This is a genomic window from Streptococcus sp. SC1 (genome assembly GCF_030272855.1).
In the GTDB taxonomy this organism is placed as follows: Bacteria; Bacillota; Bacilli; order Lactobacillales; family Streptococcaceae; genus Streptococcus.
This window is the reverse complement of the sequence record NZ_JAQCMU010000004.1, coordinates 146113-166780: the sequence shown is the minus strand read 5'-3', so window position 1 is coordinate 166780 and position 20668 is coordinate 146113. Positions and strand designations below refer to the sequence as shown.

The window sequence follows — 20668 nt, the reverse complement described above, 5'->3', positions numbered from 1 at the left end:
AAAACAAATCACAAATAATATCCAAATAAAAGGAGGCCCACTATGAAAACAAATCTCTTCAACCATAAACAAAAAACACAAATGGCGCAAAAGATTTCTAAGGAAGAAATCGAAAAAACTAGATTGGGCTGTGCATCAAGCCAGTATTATTTCTGGTTACAATATAGTCATTAAGAAGCAGATGCAGTGAAGGGGCTGGAGAGTGGGACAGAAATCGGTCATTCGTTAGAATTCGATTTCGTCGTCCCACCTCCGCACAGTTGAGTAGGGCTGTAAAAGCTGATGAAATCAGCGTAGTAGAGCCCACTCAACCACTGCGTCTTGCTCGACAATCCAAAGACAATTGAGAGGCTAGGCCTTTTTTCCCAGTCCTACCACCTTTTTGTCCAAATGGAATTGAAAGTTTGGAGAGGCAAACTGGGAAGCAGCCTAAATCATACAGCCCTTTCCCTCTAATGGAAGTCAGGTATTTCCATAACGGGAAAATCGCTAAGTGACAAAAATGTAAGATTAGAGTCCAAAATGAAAGATTAGCTTATGGAAACTTATCGGACTTTTCGGTATGATAATAGTATCGTTTTTAGTTTGCTTTCAGTAGGGAGCAGTAGCTCAGGTAATCTTGGAGCAGAGCCAGCTAATAAAGCATTGGAAGCTAAGTTAAATAACTATTTTACACATAAATAAAAAAAGAGGTTCAAGTATGACATTATTAGATGTACAACACGTGAAAAAGATTTATAAAACTCGCTTTCAGGGTAGCCAAGTAGAGGCCTTGAAAGACATTCACTTTACAGTGGAGAAAGGCGAATATGTCGCCATCATGGGTGAGTCAGGATCTGGGAAGTCTACCTTGCTCAACATCTTAGCTATGTTGGACAAGCCAACTGAGGGCCGCGTCTTTCTAAATGGAACTGACACAGCAACCATCAAGAACAGCCAGGCTTCCAGCTTCCGCCGAGAAAAATTAGGCTTTGTCTTTCAGGACTTCAACCTGCTGGATACCCTGTCGGTCAAGGATAATATCCTCCTACCTCTGGTCCTTTCTCGCCGTCCCATTACTGAGATGATGCAAAAGCTGGTTACGACTTGCAACGAGCTGGGGATAAATAAACTGCAAGAGAAGTTTCCTTATGAAATATCCGGTGGTCAGAAGCAACGGGTGGCAGTAGCCCGCGCTATTATCACTGAGCCTGAGATTTTGTTGGCGGATGAGCCGACAGGAGCCTTGGATTCCAAGTCTTCGGCTGCTCTTTTGGATGTCTTTGATGACATCAATGACCGCGGCCAGACCATTCTCATGGTAACTCACTCGACTTCAGCGGCTAGCCGCGCCAAGCGGGTGCTCTTTATCAAGGACGGGATTCTCTACAATCAAATCTTCCGTGGCAACAAGACCGAGCGGCAGATGTTCCAAGAGATTTCCGATACTCTGACGGTCATGGCAAGTGAGGTGGAAGCTCATGCTTAGATTAACTAGTAAGCTTGCGCTTTCTAACTTAATCAAAAATCGTAAGCTTTATTATCCGTTCGCTCTGGCGACCTGTCTGGCTATCGCCATCTCCTACATCTTTTTCTCCCTGACTTTTAATCCCAATCTAGTAAAAATGACGGGGGCAAGCGCCGTTTCTATGGTGCTATCTTTTGGGATGGTGATTGTCAGCATCACGACCAGCATTATCGTCTTTTATGCTAATAGCTTTGTTTTCAAGAATCGCTCCAAAGAGCTGGGGCTCTACAGTGTGCTAGGGCTCAATAAATTCCACCTCTTTGTCATGGTGGTAATTGAATTACTGGTATTTGGTCTGGTCACTCTTATCCTTGGACTAGGGATTGGACTCTTATTTGACCAGTTGATCTATGCTCTCCTGCTGAAAATCATGGCGATAAAGGTCGTCTTGGTGTCAACTTTTCAGCCTACGGTAGTTATCGCAGTTGCTGTTTTCTACGCCTTTGTCTTTTTCTGCCTGATGATTAGCAATGGTCTGCGCCTGAGAAAGCTTGATGCGTTGCAATTGGTCAAAGAGAAGAATAGTGGAGAAAAGAAAAGTCGCTTTTTATTCCTACAAACGCTACTTGGGCTTGCAGCCTTGGCATATGGTTATTTCCTTGCACTAGGAGTGACCAATCCCTTGTCAGCAGTCGTTACCTTCTTTGTCGCAGTGCTCTTTGTGATTCTGGGAACCTATCTGCTCTTTAATGCTGGAATTACAGTCTTTCTGCAATTTTTGAAAAAGAGGAAGTCCTATTATTACCAACCCAATAACATGATTTCCGTTTCCAACCTGATTTTCCGCATGAAAAAAAATGCGGTGGGCTTGGCAACAATTGCCATCCTATCAACCATGGTTTTGGTAACCTTATCTGGCGGAGCTAATATCTATGCTGGTGGTGACTACATGCAAAAGGCTATGTTTCCTCATGATTTTAGCATTCAAGGAAAAGGAACCACAGGTGAGCAGATGGACCAAGTGCTGACAGAGTTTGTGAATGAGCAGCAGTTACCAGTCACAAAGAAAGGCGTCTATCCATACTATACGATGGGAGTGACAAGTCGTGCTGGCAACCAGCTCGATATCAATGCTGCCGCTCAAAAATTTGTCACACCGAAAACGTATATTTTGGTTATTTCAGAAGCGGATTATCAGAATATGACGGGGAAAACTCTGAATCTTGGGGATGACGAGGTGGCACTCTACCAGCAAGGAGTGAAACTGGATCCCAAGCAAGACTTGCAGCTGGCTGGTCAAACCTTTAAAATAAAAGAAGAACTCAAAGAAGACTTTATCTTTGGTCATTTACCCGATCAGATGAACATGATCGTTCCAGAGAAAATCTACATGGTTCTTAAAAATCCTGACCAAATTTTCTCTGCAATGATGGATAAATATGCTGTAAACCTTAATTATTATGGCTGGCTTGATACAAAGCTGTCAACGGAAGAACAGCGCAATCTGAGGGATGCTTACCAAGAAAAATTGCAGCAGTTTAATCAGACCTTGCCTGAAAATCAAGCGGTCTATGGTTCGGTAACAGCTTTTGATAAGCAAGAAATCAAAGGCATGCTGGGTGGCATGTTCTTCATCGGCATCTTCTTGTCAATCGTCTTTATGCTGGGAACCATCCTCATCATCTACTACAAGCAGATTTCAGAAGGGTACGAGGATCGGGATCGCTTTGTGATTCTACAAAAGGTTGGTCTGGATGAGAAGCAAATCAGACAAACCATTCGGAAACAGATCTTGATTGTTTTCTTCCTGCCGCTGGCCTTTGCCTTTATCCATCTGACCTTTGCCTATCATATGCTGAGCTTGATCTTGTCTGCTCTTGGTGTTCTTAACTCAGCTCTCATGCTGGCTGTGACACTGGGTGTCTGTGCAATCTTCTTTATCAGCTATGTGATTGTCTTCATGATTACTTCTCGCAGTTATCGTAAAATTGTCTCTATGTAAGAAGTTGGGATTTCCCAGCTTCTTATTTTGCATTTCTTTGCCAAACGATAAAGTGGCATTTTAAAAGAGACTTTGGTAAATCCAATAATCTATGATATAATAAACCATCTATGCTTTGGAGGGAGATTTTATGAATATTTTTCGAAAAAAAGATGCCAGTAAAAACAGGACGGGAATGCGGCGGCACCTGAAACTGATGGATTTGATTCTTTTAGGGATCGGTGCCATGGTTGGTACAGGGATTTTCACGGTTACAGGAATTGGAGCGGCGACTTATGCTGGTCCAGCTCTGATTGTGTCGATCGTGATTTCTGCCCTATGTGTCAGCATCTCTGCCCTATTTTATGCGGAATTTGCCTCTCGAGTTCCAGCTAATGGCGGAGCTTACAGCTATATTTACGCTGTTTTAGGGGAATTTCCGGCTTGGCTGGCTGGTTGGCTGACCATCATGGAATTTATGACAGCTATATCAGGTGTGGCTTCTGGCTGGGGTTCTTACTTGAAAGGGCTTTTGAGCGGCTTTCATATCCAGCTACCGACAGCCTTGAATGGCACATTCAATCCAAAAGCAGGTACTTATGTGGATCTGTTGCCTATTCTGGTTTTGGTCTTTGTGACAGGCGTAGTACTTCTAAACTCAAAAGCAGCCCTGCGCTTTAACTCAGCCTTGGTCGTCCTAAAATTCTCAGCTTTGGCTCTCTTTATTCTCGTTGGGCTTTTCCATCTTCGACCTGAGAATTGGTCTAATTTTGCGCCTTTCGGTTTTGGCCAGATCTATGGCGGACAGACGGGGATTATGGCTGGAGCTTCTCTGATGTTCTTTGCTTTTCTGGGCTTTGAGTCGATTTCTATGTCTGTGGATGAGATCAAAGAGCCTCAAAAAAATGTGCCGCGCGGCATTGTTCTTTCCCTTGGGATTGTGACCATACTCTATACCTTAGTAACCTTGGTCTTGACAGGCTTGGTCCACTATACCAAGCTAAATGTTCCAGATGCAGTAGCTTTCTCACTTCGCAGTATTGGGTTGGATTGGGCGGCCAATTATGTTTCTATCGTAGCGATTTTAACCTTGATTACCGTCTGCATCTCCATGACCTATGCCTTGTCTCGGATGATTTACAGTATAGCGCGCGACGGACTTTTACCGCGATCTTTCAAGGAATTAACTGCTACTAGCCGTGTGCCTCAAAATGCTACCATCTTAGTGGGGATTGCCTCAGCTATTTGTGCGGGTATCTTTCCTCTTGCTAGCATCGCCTCTTTCCTCAATATCTGTACCTTGACTTATCTGATTATGCTGGCCTTTGCCATTTTGAAGTTGCGGAAGGAAAAGGGACAGCCCAAGGCAGGAGAGTTTAAAACTCCGCTGGTGCCTCTAACTCCGATTTTATCTATTATCATCTGCCTTTCCTTTATGACTCAGTACACGTGGGATACTTGGTTGGCCTTTGGAATCGCTCTTCTTTTGGGAATTTTGATTTACTTTGGTTATGGTTACCGCCATTCAGAAATAGAAGTGAAAGAAAAATAGTGTAAAAAAGTTGTTCTGAACAGAACGTAGAGGGAGAAAAGAATGAAGAGTTTTAACCTAACGAAAAAGAAGAAAGTTTGGCTGTTTACGCTTGCTTTGCTTGCTCTTATCTTACTAGCGATTGTAATCAATATCCAGCTGAATCAACCTGAACATATGAGCGCTGACTATGTTGGTCTTTGGAAGTCAAGATGGCATGAGGAAAATAAAGACTGGCTCTATCCTCTGAAAAATATTTGTCTTCTTATTCTGGCAGTTCTAGCTGGTTCTGGTCTCATGATTGCATTTTCCAAGAGTGAAAGATGGAAATAAGCTTTTGAAAATATGGCATCCAGCCCGATGTCCTAACAGACCAGCCTTTAGAAGAGGCGGAGTCTTGGTTGAAGGGATAGATAGGAGAATAGTTTATTGAAAGCAGTCAAAGAGACTGCTTTTCTGCTATAATAAAGAGAAGAATGAGGTGACAGATGATTCGTAAAGTAAAACTAAGAGACGCCGCAGCCATTCAGCGGCTCAATGCTGAGTGCTTGGGTTATGATTTCGATAGGGACGCTACGGAGGCTCAACTGAAGAGGCTGCTAGAGAATGACCAGCATTTGATTTTGGTTGCTGAAGAAGACGGACAGGTCATAGGCTACGCCCATGCGGCTAGCTACGACTGTCTCTATTTCCCGTCCTTGCTCAATCTCTTGGCTTTGGCCGTCGCTCAGGATTTTCAAGGGCGGGGACACGGCAGAGCGATGATGCAAGCTTTGCGTGAAGAGGCAAAAGCGGCAGGCTACACAGGGATTCGCATTAATTCAGGCATTTCCCGCTCCGCAGCCCATGAATTTTACCGCAGCCTCGGCTGCAGCGAAAAAGCAGACCAGAAACGATTTTATTGGGGATTTTAGAGAAAAGAGGAGTAGATGATGATTGAACCACTAAGCCAGCAGCATGCTTTAGAAATTGCTAACGACTGGCATTACGAGACGCCTTATGACTTTTATGATATGGAAAATGATCTGGAGGATTATGAAGAAATAGTCTCCCCTGAAGCGCGTGGGGACCGTTATTATCAAGTCCTGAGAGAAGGGAAACTCTATGGATTTTTCTGCTTAGAGCAGAAAGGAGAGCGAACTTTGGAGCTTGGTTTGGGGATGAAGCCGGAGCACTGCGGAAAAGGTCAGGGCGCTGCATTTCTGAAGGAAATTTTAGACTTTATCATGGAAAATTTTGCGCCCCAAGTCCTAAGTCTATCCGTGGCTGACTTCAATCACCGAGCCCAGCAGCTTTATCTCAACATGGGCTTTGAAATGGTGAGGCGTATTCCGCAGGAAAGCAATGGCGATATTCATCTCTTTGTGGAGATGGAGAAAAAGGTCTAAAATACCTATGGCTACTAGTAGCAAATTTTGATAAGAGTATTAATAAACAAAAGGAGAAAACCATGACATTTGAAGAAATTTTACCAGGCCTTAAGGTCAAGAAAAAATATGTACGGACAGGCTGGGGTGGGGCAGAGAACTATGTCCAGCTCTTTGACACGATTGAGCAGAATGGAGTGGCTCTCGAGGTGACACCTTATTTCCTCATCAATGTTTCAGGCGAAGGGGAGGGATTCTCTATGTGGAGTCCGACTCCTTGTGATGTCCTCGCGACAGATTGGGTAGAAGTGGATGACTAAGACAGTACTGGTGACGGGAGCTAGCTCTGGCATCGGCCGAGCTCAGGCTCTGACCTTTTTAGAAAATGGCTACCGCGTTTATGGGGTAGATAAGGGTGAAAATCCGGGGTTTCTAAATGAATTACGTTTTTTTAAAATGGATTTGACAGGGGATTTGACACCGCTCTTTACTAGCTTGCCTGAGGTGGACATTCTCTGCAATACAGCAGGCATCTTGGACGATTATCGTCCCCTGCACGAGACCAGTGACGAGGACTGGGAGCAGATTTTCGCACTAAATCTGACCGCCACCATGAAAATCACCCGCTTTTACCTGCAGAAAATGCTGGAGAAAAAGTCCGGTATCATCATTAACATGTGCTCGATTGCTAGCTTTCTGGCTGGTGGCGGCGGTGCTGCCTATACAGCCTCTAAGCATGCTCTGGCTGGTCTGACCAAGCAGATAGCCCTGGACTATGCGGATCAAAATATCCAAGTCTTTGGCCTAGCGCCAGGTGCTGTCAAGACAGCTATGACTGCTGCGGATTTTGAGCCAGGCGGGCTGGCAGACTGGGTTGCTGAGGAAACGCCGATCAAGCGCTGGTTGGATCCTCAGGAAGTAGCTGATGTCAGCCTCTTTCTAGCCAGTGGCAAGACAGCTGCTATGCAGGGCGAGATTATCAAAATCGACGGTGGTTGGAGCTTGAAGTAGGGGATTTGCCGATTTTGAAATTCCTTCAGCGGCCAAATCTAAAAGAGGGAAGACGATTTTAAGAGCGTGGGCTGGAGACTAGAGAAGTTGACCATTGTTTAATAGATGAAAAATTTTTCTAACTTTTCTTGATAAAAATAAAAGAATTTCTAGCAGAATTGTCTGAATTGTGATACAATAAAGCGATTTGTGAAAGGAAATGATTGAATGAGTGAAAATGAGTTGAAAAATAATGAAAAAACAGAAAAGAATGGGATGGAACGTGGTTTACAAAATCGACATGTTCAGATTATAGCCATTGCTGGAACCATCGGCACGGGTCTTTTCTTGGGGGCGGGGCGTTCGATTAGTCTGACGGGTCCGTCCATTATCTTGATTTACATGCTGACGGGTCTTTTCATGTATCTGATGATGCGGGCGATTGGGGAAATGCTTTACTACGACCCTGACCAGCATACTTTTATCAACTTTATTACCAAATATTTGGGAACTGGCTGGGGGTATTTTTCCGGCTGGTCCTACTGGATTTCTCTGATTTTTATCGGAATGGCTGAGATTACGGCTGTTGCCCAGTATGTGCAGTACTGGTTTCCTGACTGGCCAGCTTGGCTGATTCAGCTCGTCTTTCTAGCCCTTCTTAGCTTGGTCAATCTGATAGCGGTTCGAGTTTTCGGCGAGGTCGAATTTTGGTTTGCCATGATAAAAATTGTGGCTATCATCGCCTTGATTGCAACGGCTGTCTTTATGATATTGACAGGCTTTGAAACGCCTCACGGAGTAGCCAGTCTTGGGAATATTGGTCGCGGTTTTCAGCTTTTCCCTAATGGCTTTGTAAGTTTTGTTATGGCTTTTCAGATGGTTTTCTTTGCCTATCAAGCCATTGAATTTATCGGAATTACTACTTCTGAAACGGCTAATCCACGAGCGGTATTGCCAAAGGCCATCAAAGAAATTCCTTTGCGGATTGTCTTGTTCTACGGGGGTTCTCTCCTTGCCATTATGGCTATCATTCCTTGGAAAGAGCTGGCAACGGCTGACTCTCCCTTTGTTATCGTTTTTCAGTTAGCTGGTCTCAAATGGGCGGCGGCCTTGATTAACTTTGTGGTTCTGACCTCAGCGGCTTCAGCACTGAACTCGACCCTTTACTCAACAGGTCGCCATTTGTATCAGATTGCCCACGATACGCCAAATCGTTTTCTAAAGAAAATAGGAGCTGGGAAGCTGTCTCGGCAAAACGTTCCGCAGAATGCGATTTTGGCGTCAGCGGCTGTTATTGCCTTTGCGGCCTTTATCAAGATTCTGCCGGGAGTATCGGATTCCTTTGCTCTAATTACGGCTTCCTCGTCTGGTGTCTACATCGCCATCTATGGTTTGACCATGCTGGCCCACCTCAAATATCGCAAGTCACCAGATTTTATGGCGGATGGTTACCTCATGCCAGCTTACAAGTTTCTCAATCCTTTGACCATGCTCTTCTTTGCCTTTGTCTTTGTCACTCTTTTCTTACAAGAGTCAACGGTAGTGGGAGCAATCGGATCAGCTGTCTGGATTGTCGTCTTTGGTCTTTACAGCCAGTTCAAATTCCGAAAATAATCCCTTTTTAGGAAAAACGTGTTTTCTCTCAGCCTAACTTGCTGAGAGATTTTGTTTTTAGTTACTCTATTCACTTTTTAGGGTATAGGTATTTGGTCGAGAAAATGTTATAATGAAGAAAGAAATAATGTAAAACGAGGCTGAAATGTTAAATATTCAAGAAATTAAGAAGAATGCTGGCGGCTTGCAGTTCGACCAAGACTTTGATTTGGCGCAAGAGCTACAAGAGCGTAATCGGGAAGTGTTAGATATCCAGAAGATCGTGGCCAGAGGTCAGGCTCAGTATGAAAATGGGCTTTATTTTTTGGATTACACCTTGACCTACAAGATTACCCTCGCTTCTAGTCGCAGTATGGCTCCAGTTGATAGGGAGGAAGCCTACGCGGTTCATGAAGTCTTTGCTTCTCTCGAAGATGGCTCTGTGCAAAAAGATTTGCTGGAAGATGATTTGGTTCTACCATTTGAGGGGGATTCGATCGATCTGGCAGCCAGTGTGGCGGACAATATTTTACTTCATATTCCGCTGAAAGTTTTGACTCCTGAAGAGGAGGCTGGTGCGAGTATGCCTACGGGAAATAACTGGCAGGTGTTGACGGAGGAAGACTACCAAAAGCAGCAAATGGAGAAGAAAGAAGCCAATAGTCCTTTCGCCAGTCTTCAAGGCTTATTTGATGAATAAAAGCGTCTAAAATCTAGCAGAATTCTGGAGGATTATCAGGGAAATCTCTTTGAATCTTCTTGAAATATGAGCGCAATTTTGTTACACTAGATAGAAAGATTGTGAAGGAGATATGATGACAGAACGAGGCTTGTTAATTGTCTTTTCTGGTCCCTCAGGCGTTGGAAAAGGAACAGTAAGACGGGAAATTTTTGAGAGTACGGAAAATCAGTTTCAGTATTCTGTATCTATGACGACTCGTCCGCAGCGTCCTGGAGAAGTTGATGGTGTTGATTATTTCTTTCGCACTCGTGAAGAGTTTGAGGAGTTGATCCGTCAAGGGCAGATGCTCGAGTATGCAGAGTATGTCGGCAATTATTACGGGACTCCGCTCACTTATGTCAATGAGACCTTGGATAAGGGGATAGATGTTTTCTTGGAAATCGAAGTCCAAGGAGCTCTCCAAGTCAAGAAAAAAGTGCCCGATGCTGTGTTTATCTTTCTGACTCCGCCAGACTTGGAAGAGTTGAAAGACCGTTTGGTTGGCCGTGGTACAGACAGTGCAGATGTTATTGCTCAGCGGATTGAGAAAGCAAAAGAAGAAATTGCCTTGATGCGGGAATATGACTACGCTATTGTCAATGACCAAGTGCCTTTGGCAGCTGAACGTGTAAAACGTGTGATTGAAGCCGAGCATTTTCGTGTGGACCGGGTCATCGGTCACTACCAAGACATGCTTCCTAAGGATGAAGCAGTCGTCCGTTAATAAAGTTAGAAATTAGGTAAATAGTTATGATGTTAAAACCGTCTATTGATACCTTGCTAGACAAGGTACCATCAAAATATTCTTTGGTTATTTTAGAAGCTAAGCGTGCCCATGAGCTAGAGGCTGGTGCTAAGCCAACTCAGGATTTCAAGTCAGTGAAATCAACGCTACGCGCTTTGGAAGAAATTGAATCTGGTAATGTTGTGATTCACCCAGATCCAGAAGGAAAACGCGAAGCAGTTCGCCGACGTGCGGAAGAAGAACGTTTGCGTAAAGAAGAAGAAGAGCGCAAGATCAAAGAACAAATTGCCAAAGAAAAAGAAGAGGGTGAGAAAATTTAAGGTTGGGGTTACTCAATCTTATTTTTCGTTTAGGGAAAGCGGGGTGAGAGTGTGAAAGTTGCCAAGATTATTGTCGATGTTCCTCTGATGCAGACGGATAAACCATACAGCTATGCGGTTCCAGAGGAGTTTTCTGGGATGCTAGAAGCTGGGATGAGGGTACATGTGCCTTTTGGTAAGGGCGGTCGGTTGATTCAGGGGCTGATTGTTGGCTTGGTTGATGAGGAAGCTGAAGATTTGGCGGTGCATATTGGAGAATTGAAAGATATTGCTGAAGTTCTTGACTTTAGGCCGGTTCTCAATGCGGAGCAGCTCTGGCTAGCTGACCAATTGCGCCAGTCTGTCTTTTCCTATAAAATTTCCATTCTGAAGGCCATGTTGCCGAGTCTTCTTAATTCCAGCTATGACAAGTTGCTTTATCCAACGGAGCAGCTTTCTTCCGAAGAGCGGCAGGCCATTTTTGGCCAGGAAGCTAGTCTTCGCTTTTCTGATTTGGACAAGAAAAGTCAGTCCAAGCTCATGCGCTTGACTCAGGCTGGTAAGATTCGCTTGGAATACCAAGCGACGGACCGTAAGCATATCAAGACAGAAACTTGGTATCAGGTGGATAGAGAGAAATTGACTCAGCTCCTGCCTTCTGCCCGAGCGAAAAAGCAGCAGGAACTTCAGACTTATCTGCTGGAAAATCCGCAATCAGGTCTCCTCAAAGACCTACGCAAACTGTTTTCGCCAGCAGTGGTCAGCATTTTCTTAGAAAAGGAGCTTCTTCACACAGAGGAGAGAGAGGTCAGCCGGTCTGCAGCGCATTTCCAAAAGGAGCGACAGGATAAAAAGCTGGTTCTCAATGAGGAGCAGGCAGCCGCGGTCACTGCGATTTGTGAAAAAATCGGTAAAGAAAAGGCTCAACCCGTTTTGCTAGAAGGAGTGACGGGGAGCGGCAAGACCGAAGTTTATCTCAAGGTGATTGAGGAGGCTCTAATCCAAGGAAAGACCGCGATTATGCTGGTGCCGGAAATTTCTCTGACTCCTCAGGTGACCGATCGCTTTATTTCGCGCTTTGGTGACAAGGTGGCTATTTTGCATTCTGGTCTATCTGACGGTGAGAAGTACGATGAGTGGCGCAAGGTGGAGCGGGGAGAAGCTCAGGTCGTTGTTGGTGCGCGCTCAGCCATCTTTGCTCCTCTGACAAATATCGGAGCCATCATCATTGATGAGGAGCATGAGTCCTCTTACAAGCAGGATTCCAACCCTCGCTACCATGCCAGAGATGTGGCTCTCCTGCGAGCTCGTTACAATCAGGCTGTCTTGGTTCTGGGTTCGGCGACTCCGAGTTTGGAAAGCAGGGCCAGAGCTAGTCGTGGCGTTTATGACTTTTTGCAGTTGACCAAGCGGGCCAATCCGCTGGCGCAGATTCCTCAGGTCCAAGTGGTGGATTTTCGAGATTACATTGGGCAAAATGAAGCTAGTAATTTCACTCCAGTCCTGCTAGAAGCTATTCAGGATCGTCTGAATAAGGGCGAGCAGACGGTTCTCATGCTCAACAGGCGAGGTTATTCCAGTTTTGTCATGTGTCGGGAATGCGGCACGGTGGACACCTGTCCCAACTGTGATATTTCTCTGACCCTGCATATGGATACCAAGACCATGAACTGCCACTACTGTGGCTTTGCCAAGGATATTCCGCAAACCTGCCCTAATTGTGCCAGTCGCAGCATTCGCTACTATGGTACGGGTACGCAGAAGGCCTATGATGAGCTGGCGACTCTCTTTCCAGAGGCTCGCATTCTGCGGATGGATGTGGATACGACCCGAAAAAAAGGCAGTCACGAAGAAATCCTAGAGGCTTTTGGTCAGGGGCGGGCAGATATTCTGCTGGGAACTCAGATGATTGCCAAAGGCTTGGATTTTCCTAATGTGACCTTGGTCGGTGTCCTTAATGCAGACACAGCGTTGAATTTGCCAGATTTTCGCTCTTCTGAGCGGACTTTTCAACTGCTGACTCAAGTAGCAGGTCGGGCAGGTCGGGCTGAAAAAGCTGGACAAGTCTTTATCCAGTCTTACAACCCGCATCACTATGCCATTGACTTTGCCAGAAAGCAGGATTACGAAGGCTTCTACGCTTATGAAATGGGAATACGTCGGCAGTTGGGCTATCCTCCTTATTACTATACAGTCGGGCTGACCCTATCACACAAGGATGAGGAAACGGTAGTCAAGAAATCTTATCAAGTTATGGATATTTTACGGAGTGGCTTGTCGGACAAGGTGCAAATTTTGGGTCCCACACCTAAACCCATTGCCCGAACCCACAATCTCTACCACTATCAAATTTTACTGAAGTATCGCTTTGAGGATGATCTGCAAGCTACACTCGATCGGGTCTTGGAACTAACGCAGCAAACGGAAAACAAGGACCTGCGGCTCAGTATTGATAATGAACCCCAGAATTTTATCTGATGGCAAAAGTGAGCGAGAGCTGTCAGCTTTGCTCGCTTTTTTGATATAATAGAAAGAAAAACAGTCGCAGGTGACGGGATTCTGCGACAGATTTGAGGAAATGACAGTGAAATTAATTTTTATGGGAACGCCTGACTTTTCAGCAACGGTTTTAAAAGGCCTGCTGGAGAGTGAACAGTATGAAATTTTAGCGGTAGTCACTCAGCCAGACCGAGCGGTGGGCCGCAAAAAGGAAATCCGCATGACACCGGTCAAGGAAGTGGCTTTAGCTAACGGCTTGCCAGTTTATCAGCCAGAAAAGTTAGCTAAAAGCGCTGACTTGGAACAGATTATGAACTTGGGAGCTGACGGCATCGTGACAGCAGCCTTTGGTCAATTTCTGCCTAGCCGCTTGCTGGACAGCGTTAACTTCGCAGTGAATGTCCATGCCTCTCTCTTGCCCAAATACCGTGGCGGAGCGCCTATTCATTATGCCTTGATAAATGGTGACCAAGAAGCGGGTGTGACCATTATGGAGATGGTCAAGGAGATGGACGCTGGTGATATGATTGCCAGTCGAGCGACAGCTATTGAAGAGTCTGATAATGTAGGAACTCTCTTTGAAAAATTAGCTGTAATTGGCCGCGACCTTCTTTTAGAAGTCTTGCCAGCCTATGTAGCGGGAGAAATTCAAGCTCAGCCTCAAGATCCAGAGCTGGTAACTTTTTCACCCAATATCAGCCCAGAACAAGAGCGGATTGATTGGACAAAGACCAGTCGTCAGATTTTCAATCAGGTTCGGGGCATGAATCCTTGGCCTGTGGCCCACACCTTGCTAGCTGGCCAGCGCTTCAAGATTTACGAACTTAGCCAAGTAGAAGGCAGCGGTCGTCCAGGTGAAATCTTGACAATCAGCAAGAAAGAATTAGTGGTCGCAGCGGGGGAGGGAGCTCTTTCTCTAAAGACGGTGCAGCCATTCGGCAAGCCTAAGATGGACATCAAGGACTTTCTTAACGGTCTGGGCCGGAACTTAGCGGTAGGTGATGAATTTGGAAAGTAAGCAAAAAAGAGCCCGAGAGCTTGCTCTTGAAATTCTAGAAGAAGTCTTTGAAGAGGGAGCTTATTCCAATATTGCCCTTAATAAGGCTCTGAAACAGAGTGCCCTCAGCTCAGCTGATAAAAGCTTGGTTACGGAGTTGGTCTATGGAACGGTCGCTCGCAAAATCACTCTGGAATGGCAACTGGCTCATTGGGTGGAAGACAGGGATAAACTAGATAACTGGCTTTATATTCTGCTTGAGCTCAGCCTCTATCAAATGCTCTATCTGGATAAAATCCCTCAGCATGCTGTTGTCAATGAAGCTGTTGAGATTGCAAAAGGCCGTAAGCGTGGCAGTGAAAAATATGTCAATGCAATCCTGCGGAAAATCGAGCGGGATAGTGCAGCTGATCCAACTACTATCAAACGCAAGAACAAGCGCTACTCGATCCAGTACTCTCTGCCAGTATGGCTGGTCAAGGTGTTGATTGACGAATACGGGGAAGAGCGCGCGGAAGCCATCTTTGCTAGTCTCTTTGAGCGCAACAAGGCCAGCATTCGAGTGACGGATTTGGCTCGAAAGGAAGAAATTAAAGCCGTTTTGGATGCGGACGATTCGCTCTTAGCCCCTTCAGCCTTGGTTAAGAAGCAAGGCCATTTTGCTGGTCATGAGTTCTTTGAAAAAGGCTTGATTACTATTCAAGACGAGTCTAGTCAGCTGGTTGCTCCGACCTTGCAGATTGAGGGCCATGAGCAGATTTTAGATGCCTGCAGTGCGCCGGGTGGCAAGGCTGTGCACATGGCTTCCTATTTGACGAGTGGTCAGATTACAGCCTTGGATCTTTACGACCATAAGCTGGACTTGATTCGTCAAAATGCAGAGCGTCTAGGCTTAGCAGATAAAATCACCACTAAAAAACTGGATGCGACCAAGGTGTTTGAGACTTTTGGACCTAATGCATTTGATAAAATCCTAGTGGACGCTCCCTGCTCTGGCATCGGCTTAATTCGCCGTAAACCAGACATTAAGTACAATAAAGAAAACGCTGATTTTGAAAATTTACAAAAAATTCAGCTGGATATATTAGACAGCGTTTGTCAAAGTCTACGTAAAGGTGGTATAATAACTTATAGTACTTGCACGATTGTGTCTGCAGAGAATTTTGAAGTAGTTAAGAAATTTCTAGAAAGACACCCAAATTTTGAGCAAGTTAGACTAGAACATGAAAGAGAAGATATCGTGAAAGACGGCTGTATTTTGATTACGCCGGAATTATACGGAAGCGATGGATTTTTTATCAGTCAATTTAGGAAGATATCAGACTAAGAGGAGGAAACTGACAGTATGGAAATTTCAATATTAACAGATGTTGGTCAAAAGCGGACAAATAATCAAGATTATGCCAATCTTTTTGTAAATCGGGCTGGCAAGACCATGATTATCTTGGCTGATGGTATGGGTGGTCATAGAGCTGGTAACATTGCCAGTGAAATGGCTGTAACAGACCTGGGTGCTGCATGGGTTGATACTCAGATTGACTCAGTGAACCAAGTCCGTGAATGGTTTGCAGAGCATTTGGAACAAGAAAATCAACGTATTCACCAATTTGGTCAGGATGAAGAATACAAGGGCATGGGCACAACGCTAGAGGCCTTAGCCATTATTGGTAATCAAGCCATCTATGCTCATATTGGTGATTCTCGCATTGGCTTGATTCGCGGTGAGGAGTATAGCCAATTAACCAGTGACCATTCACTTGTTAATGCTTTGCTCAAGGCTGGACAGATTACACAAGAAGAGGCGGAACGCCATCCGCAGAAAAATATTATTACTCAATCTATCGGTCAAAAAGACGAAGTGCAGCCTGACTACGGCATGATCACGTTAGAAGATGGTGATTACCTTCTGCTCAACAGTGACGGTCTGACCAATATGATTTCAGACAGCGAAATTTATGATATTGTCACTAGCGATATCAGCCTATCTGAAAAAACTGAAACCTTAATTCGCTTTGCCAACAATGCTGGAGGGCTGGATAATATCACAGTTGCTCTGGTTCGTTTTGACAAGGAGGAACAGGAATGATTCAAATCGGCAAGATCTTTGCCGGGCGGTATAAAATCATCAAACAGATTGGCCGTGGAGGCATGGCAGATGTCTATCTGGCCCGAGATCTGATACTTGATGGTGAGGAGGTTGCTGTAAAGGTTCTTAGAACCAATTATCAGACAGATCCTATTGCAGTTGCCCGCTTCCAAAGAGAAGCCAAAGCAATGGCGGACTTGGATCATCCTTACATTGTCCGGATTTCCGATATTGGAGAAGAAGATGGTCAGCAATATCTGGCCATGGAATATGTGTCTGGGCTTGACCTTAAGCGCTATATCAAAGAAAATTCTCCACTTTCAAACGAAGAAGCAGTTAGAATTATGGGGCAAATCCTACTGGCTATGCGCCTGGCGCATACACGAGGGATTGTCCACCGTGATCTAAAACCACAAAATGTCCTCTTGACACCAGATGGCGATGCTAAGGTAACAGACTTTGGAATTGCCGTGGCTTTCGCAGAGACCAGCCTGACCCAGACCAATTCGATGCTGGGGTCGGTGCATTATCTTTCGCCAGAGCAGGCGCGTGGTTCTAAAGCCACTGTTCAGAGCGATATTTATGCCATGGGGATTATTTTCTATGAGATGTTGACAGGGCATATCCCTTATGACGGAGATAGTGCTGTGACGATTGCTTTGCAGCATTTCCAAAAGCCCCTGCCTTCAATCATCGCAGAAAATCCGAATGTTCCTCAGGCCTTGGAAAATGTGGTCATTAAGGCAACGGCTAAAAAGCTGAGCGATCGCTATCAATCCGTTGCAGAGATGTATGTTGATTTGTCCAGTAGCTTATCTTATGACCGTCGAAATGAAAAGAAACTGGTTTTTGATGATGGGGCAAAGGCAGATACTAAAACTTTGCCAAAAGTTCCTCCAATTCCTCAGTCAGCTCCAAGTCCTGTCGCAGAAGCAGTGGCTCCTAAAGCTGCGGCTGATGTGAAGAGAGAGACCCCCGTTTTGAAAGCTCCAGTCAAAAAGCCGAAAAAACGTCATTTAAGAGCTAGATACAAAGTTATGTTTTTAGCTATTCTCTTGGTTTTTGCAGCCTTCTTCTTTCTGATCTACAAGAGTCCTGCTAATACTACAGTTCCAGATGTAGCAGGACAAACAGTGGCAGAAGCCCGTTCGACCATTACTGCTAAGGGTCTTGAGGTAGGAGAAATCAAGGAGGACTACAGTGATAAAGTGGCGGAAGGTAAGATCATCAAGACAGATCCACCAGCCAATAGTCAACGTCGTGAAAACAGTAAAGTAGATTTGATTGTCTCCAAAGGGGCGAAAACCTTTACAATAGAAAATTACGTTGGTAAGAAGTCCTCAGAGGCGATTGAAGATCTGAAAAGCACTTACAATATTCCTGAGAAGCTGATCAAGATTGTAGAAGAAGAAAGTTCTGATGCTGAAGAAGGAGTGGTCATCAGCCAAACCCCAGCTGCAGGATCTTCTTATGATGTGACGTCAAATAAACAGATTACTCTGACTGTTGCTAAAACAGTAACTACTATTCCAATGCCGGACTTTGGTCATCTCCAAGTTTCGTATGCCTATGCGCGGTCCTATCTGATGGAGATGGGAATCGCTTCGTCTCGTATTGAGCGAGTGATTGATCGCTCCGTGGAGTCCAGTCAAGCCGATTTAGTGACAGCCCAATCTCCAGCAGCTGGTCAAGGTATTAAATTGAAATCAAATACCAAGATTACTTTCTACGTAACAGACGGTACGGTAACAAGTTCTTCTAGTACAAGCGAACGTTCATCGTCGTCATCGCCTTCCAGCAGCACCACGAGTGAGAGTGAAAGTCACTCTAGCTCTTCCAGCAGCTCTACAACAGCATCTACGGACCATCAATAAGGCGACTAGCTACAGTTATCCTATCTAGTCTATTTTAGACTTTGTAGAGAAATAGAAGTATATCCCTTGATTTTCAAGGCAGACTATGCTATAATCATTTTAGTGAATATAAAAGAGAGGCGAGGAAGTATCTTCGCCTCTTGTCTGTGAGGAGGTGCAGTCTTATCGCAACGATTGTTGAATTAGTAAGAGAAGTCATTGAGCCAGCCATCCAAGAACCCTATGAATTAGTAGATATTGAATACGGCAAGATGGGCGGTGACTATGTTCTCAGTGTTTTTGTAGACAAGCCCGAGGGGATTACGGTCAATGATACAGCAGATTTGACTGATATTATCAGTCCTCTGTTGGACTCTATCAAGCCCGATCCTTTTCCTGACCAGTATTTTCTGGAAGTGACTAGCCCAGGCTTGGAGCGTCCGCTGAAGACCAAGGAAGCTGTGGCAGCTGCAGTTGGAAGCTATATCCATGTCAGTCTTTATAAGGCACTGGATAAAAATAAGGTTTTCGAAGGAACTTTGCTTGGATTTGAAGACGACGTCTTGCTCATGGAATATATGGATAAAACACGCAAAAAAGAAGTTGAAATTCCATATAATCTAGTGTCAAAAGCAAGACTGGCCGTTAAATTTTAGTAACAGATCGCAATAATATAATGAAGAAAGGAATACTTTTGCTTCGGCAAAAGTTACATGAAGATGAGTAAAGAAATGCTAGAGGCCTTCCGTATTTTGGAAGAGGACAAAGGTATTAAAAAAGAAGATATTATCGAAGCAGTGACAGAATCCCTTCGCTCTGCTTATCGTCGTCGCTACGGTCAGGCAGACAGCGCAGCCATTGAGTTTAATGAAAAAACAGGTGATTTCCATGTCTATACTGTCCGTGAAGTCGTGGACGAGGTCTTTGACAGCCGCTTGGAAATCAGCCTCAAGGATGCCTTGGCTATCAGCTCTGCCTATGAGCTAGGAGACAAGATCAAGTTTGAAGAAGCGCCAGCTGAATTTGGCCGAGTAGCAGCTCAATCTGCCAAGCAGACCATCATGGAAAAGATGCGTAAGCAAACCCGTGCCATCACTTACAATACCTACAAAGAACATGAAAATGAAATTATGTCAGGAACTGTGGAGCGCTTTGATAATCGCTTTATCTATGTCAATCTGGGCACTATTGAAGCACAATTATCTAAACAAGACCAGATTCCTGGTGAGGTCTTTGCCTCTCATGACCGCATCGAGGTTTTTGTCTACAAGGTAGAAGACAATCCGCGTGGTGTCAATGTCTTCGTTAGCCGTAGCCATCCAGAGATGATCAAGCGCTTGATGGAGCAGGAAATTCCTGAGGTTTACGACGGAACTGTTGAAATCATGAGCGTATCTCGTGAAGCGGGCGATCGGACCAAGGTAGCGGTTCGCAGCCACAATCCAAACGTGGATGCGATCGGAACCATCGTCGGACGTGGTGGTGCCAATATCAAGAAGATTACCAGCAAATTCCACCCAGCCAAATATGATGCCAAAAGTGGGCGTATGATTCCGACTGAAGAGAATATCGATGTCATCGAATGGGTTGCCGATCCAGCCGAGTATATCTATAATGCTATTGCTCCAGCTGAGGTCGATCAAGTTATCTTCCATGCAGAAGACAACAAGCGAGCTTTGGTTGTTGTGCCAGATAATAAGCTTTCTCTAGCTATTGGCCGTCGTGGTCAAAACGTTCGCTTGGCAGCTCATTTGACTGGTTTCAGAATTGATATCAAGTCAGCTAGCGAATTTGAAGCAATGGAAGCAGCCAACGAGCTTGGTGGATTTGGCCAAGATTACGTACCAACCGAAGTAGATGCTGCTTCAGCAGAATTTGAAGCGGAAGAGCTGAATGATACAGAAGTGGCAACTGAAATCGAACTCGAAGAAAGTGAAGCAGTAGTCGCAGAATAAGGGAGGCAGATATGGCAAAAACAAGAAAAATCCCTTTAAGAAAATCAGTTGTGTCAAATGAAGTGATTGACAAGCGTGATTTGTTGCGCATCGTCAAGAATAAAGAAGGTCAGGTCTTCATTGATCCGACAGGCAAGGCCAATGGGCGAGGTGCTTATATCAAGCTAGATAATGAAGAAGCTCAGCAGGCCAAGAAAAAACGGGTCTTTAATCGTAGTTTCAGTATGGAAGTAGAAGAAAGTTTCTACGACGAGCTGATTGCCTATGTCGATCACAAGGTCAAGAGAAGAGAGTTGGGTCTTGAATAAAGAAAAACTAGCAAACTTGCTGGGTTTGGCCCAGCGAGCTGGCCGCATCATTTCAGGAGAAGAATTGGTCATCAAAGCCATCCAAGAAGGAAAGGCTCATCTGATCTTTCTAGCTGAGGATGCCGGACCAAATCTGATGAAAAAGATTACTGATAAAAGCCATTATTACAAGATAGAAGTGTCAACCGTGTTTTCAACACTGGAATTAAGCACTGCGATTGGCAAGGCTCGTAAAGTAGCCGCCATCACAGATGCTGGTTTTACAAAGAAAATGAGGTCTCTTATGCAATAGAAGA

The 20668-nt window shown here is 44.8% G+C and carries 22 protein-coding genes; all 22 read left to right on the top strand.

What is annotated here, in order from left to right; genetic code table 11:
- Window positions 1-42: 42 nt before the first annotated feature.
- The 22 genes from PAN94_RS07420 to PAN94_RS07315 all read left to right on the top strand — a co-directional run bounded on the left by PAN94_RS07420 (window position 43) and on the right by PAN94_RS07315 (window position 20664).
- On the top strand, window positions 43-174 hold the full coding sequence (locus tag PAN94_RS07420; protein WP_005590956.1) for a hypothetical protein: 132 nt from the start codon (window positions 43-45) through the stop codon (window positions 172-174).
- Between the two features lie 526 nt (window positions 175-700).
- A complete protein-coding gene (locus PAN94_RS07415; protein WP_005590953.1) occupies window positions 701-1468 on the top strand; it encodes an ABC transporter ATP-binding protein in 768 nt (255 codons plus the stop codon).
- Window positions 1461-3449, top strand: coding sequence for an FtsX-like permease family protein (locus PAN94_RS07410; protein WP_285875320.1), 1989 nt, complete (start codon window positions 1461-1463; stop codon window positions 3447-3449). Before PAN94_RS07415 ends, PAN94_RS07410 begins: the two co-directional genes overlap by 8 nt.
- A 130-nt stretch (window positions 3450-3579) precedes the next feature.
- A complete protein-coding gene (locus PAN94_RS07405; RefSeq protein WP_285875319.1) occupies window positions 3580-4980 on the top strand; it encodes an amino acid permease in 1401 nt (466 codons plus the stop codon).
- 42 nt (window positions 4981-5022) lie between these two features.
- Entirely contained in the window at window positions 5023-5292 is a 270-nt protein-coding gene (locus PAN94_RS07400; protein WP_005590946.1) for a hypothetical protein, read from the top strand.
- A 155-nt stretch (window positions 5293-5447) separates the two neighbouring features.
- A complete protein-coding gene (locus PAN94_RS07395; protein WP_005590945.1) occupies window positions 5448-5873 on the top strand; it encodes a GNAT family N-acetyltransferase in 426 nt (141 codons plus the stop codon).
- 15 nt (window positions 5874-5888) lie between these two features.
- A complete protein-coding gene (locus PAN94_RS07390; RefSeq protein ID WP_285875316.1) occupies window positions 5889-6347 on the top strand; it encodes a GNAT family N-acetyltransferase in 459 nt (152 codons plus the stop codon).
- A gap of 62 nt (window positions 6348-6409) precedes the next feature.
- A complete protein-coding gene (locus tag PAN94_RS07385; RefSeq protein ID WP_125446161.1) occupies window positions 6410-6646 on the top strand; it encodes a DUF2829 domain-containing protein in 237 nt (78 codons plus the stop codon).
- Window positions 6639-7337 carry a 3-oxoacyl-ACP reductase gene (locus tag PAN94_RS07380; protein ID WP_285875315.1) on the top strand — a complete coding sequence of 233 codons (699 nt, stop codon included), beginning with the start codon at window positions 6639-6641 and terminating at the stop codon, window positions 7335-7337. Before PAN94_RS07385 ends, PAN94_RS07380 begins: the two co-directional genes overlap by 8 nt.
- A 207-nt stretch (window positions 7338-7544) precedes the next feature.
- Window positions 7545-8930 carry an amino acid permease gene (locus PAN94_RS07375; protein ID WP_285875314.1) on the top strand — a complete coding sequence of 462 codons (1386 nt, stop codon included), beginning with the start codon at window positions 7545-7547 and terminating at the stop codon, window positions 8928-8930.
- Between the two features lie 145 nt (window positions 8931-9075).
- Window positions 9076-9609, top strand: a complete 534-nt coding sequence (locus PAN94_RS07370) for a YceD family protein (RefSeq protein WP_285875312.1) — start codon at window positions 9076-9078, stop codon at window positions 9607-9609.
- A gap of 112 nt (window positions 9610-9721) precedes the next feature.
- On the top strand, window positions 9722-10354 hold the full coding sequence (gmk, locus tag PAN94_RS07365; RefSeq protein WP_285875311.1) for a guanylate kinase: 633 nt from the start codon (window positions 9722-9724) through the stop codon (window positions 10352-10354).
- Between the two features lie 26 nt (window positions 10355-10380).
- Window positions 10381-10695 (top strand): DNA-directed RNA polymerase subunit omega, encoded by a 315-nt coding sequence (gene rpoZ, locus PAN94_RS07360; protein WP_005590937.1) that lies wholly within the window; start codon window positions 10381-10383, stop codon window positions 10693-10695.
- Between the two features lie 51 nt (window positions 10696-10746).
- The gene (locus PAN94_RS07355; protein WP_285875310.1) at window positions 10747-13152 is read left to right on the top strand and encodes a primosomal protein N'; all 2406 of its coding nucleotides are present in this window, start codon (window positions 10747-10749) and stop codon (window positions 13150-13152) included.
- Between the two features lie 100 nt (window positions 13153-13252).
- A complete protein-coding gene (gene fmt, locus PAN94_RS07350) occupies window positions 13253-14191 on the top strand; it encodes a methionyl-tRNA formyltransferase (protein ID WP_285875309.1) in 939 nt (312 codons plus the stop codon).
- Window positions 14181-15497 (top strand): 16S rRNA (cytosine(967)-C(5))-methyltransferase RsmB, encoded by a 1317-nt coding sequence (gene rsmB / locus PAN94_RS07345; RefSeq protein ID WP_285875307.1) that lies wholly within the window; start codon window positions 14181-14183, stop codon window positions 15495-15497. Before fmt ends, rsmB begins: the two co-directional genes overlap by 11 nt.
- Before the next feature lie 18 nt (window positions 15498-15515).
- Window positions 15516-16256, top strand: a complete 741-nt coding sequence (locus PAN94_RS07340) for a Stp1/IreP family PP2C-type Ser/Thr phosphatase (protein WP_005590932.1) — start codon at window positions 15516-15518, stop codon at window positions 16254-16256.
- Window positions 16253-18130: a Stk1 family PASTA domain-containing Ser/Thr kinase gene (gene pknB, locus PAN94_RS07335; RefSeq protein ID WP_285875306.1), complete on the top strand. Its 1878-nt coding sequence runs from the start codon at window positions 16253-16255 to the stop codon at window positions 18128-18130. The genes PAN94_RS07340 and pknB overlap by 4 nt, the downstream gene beginning before the upstream one ends.
- 146 nt (window positions 18131-18276) lie before the next feature.
- Window positions 18277-18765 carry a ribosome maturation factor RimP gene (gene rimP / locus PAN94_RS07330; protein ID WP_037586333.1) on the top strand — a complete coding sequence of 163 codons (489 nt, stop codon included), beginning with the start codon at window positions 18277-18279 and terminating at the stop codon, window positions 18763-18765.
- A 63-nt stretch (window positions 18766-18828) separates the two neighbouring features.
- Window positions 18829-20064 (top strand): transcription termination factor NusA, encoded by a 1236-nt coding sequence (gene nusA, locus PAN94_RS07325; protein ID WP_285875305.1) that lies wholly within the window; start codon window positions 18829-18831, stop codon window positions 20062-20064.
- 11 nt (window positions 20065-20075) lie between these two features.
- On the top strand, window positions 20076-20372 hold the full coding sequence (rnpM, locus tag PAN94_RS07320; RefSeq protein ID WP_045498837.1) for an RNase P modulator RnpM: 297 nt from the start codon (window positions 20076-20078) through the stop codon (window positions 20370-20372).
- Complete coding sequence (locus PAN94_RS07315; protein WP_125390167.1) at window positions 20365-20664, top strand: YlxQ-related RNA-binding protein; 300 nt, start codon at window positions 20365-20367, stop codon at window positions 20662-20664. Before rnpM ends, PAN94_RS07315 begins: the two co-directional genes overlap by 8 nt.
- The last annotated feature ends 4 nt before the right edge of the window (window positions 20665-20668 follow it).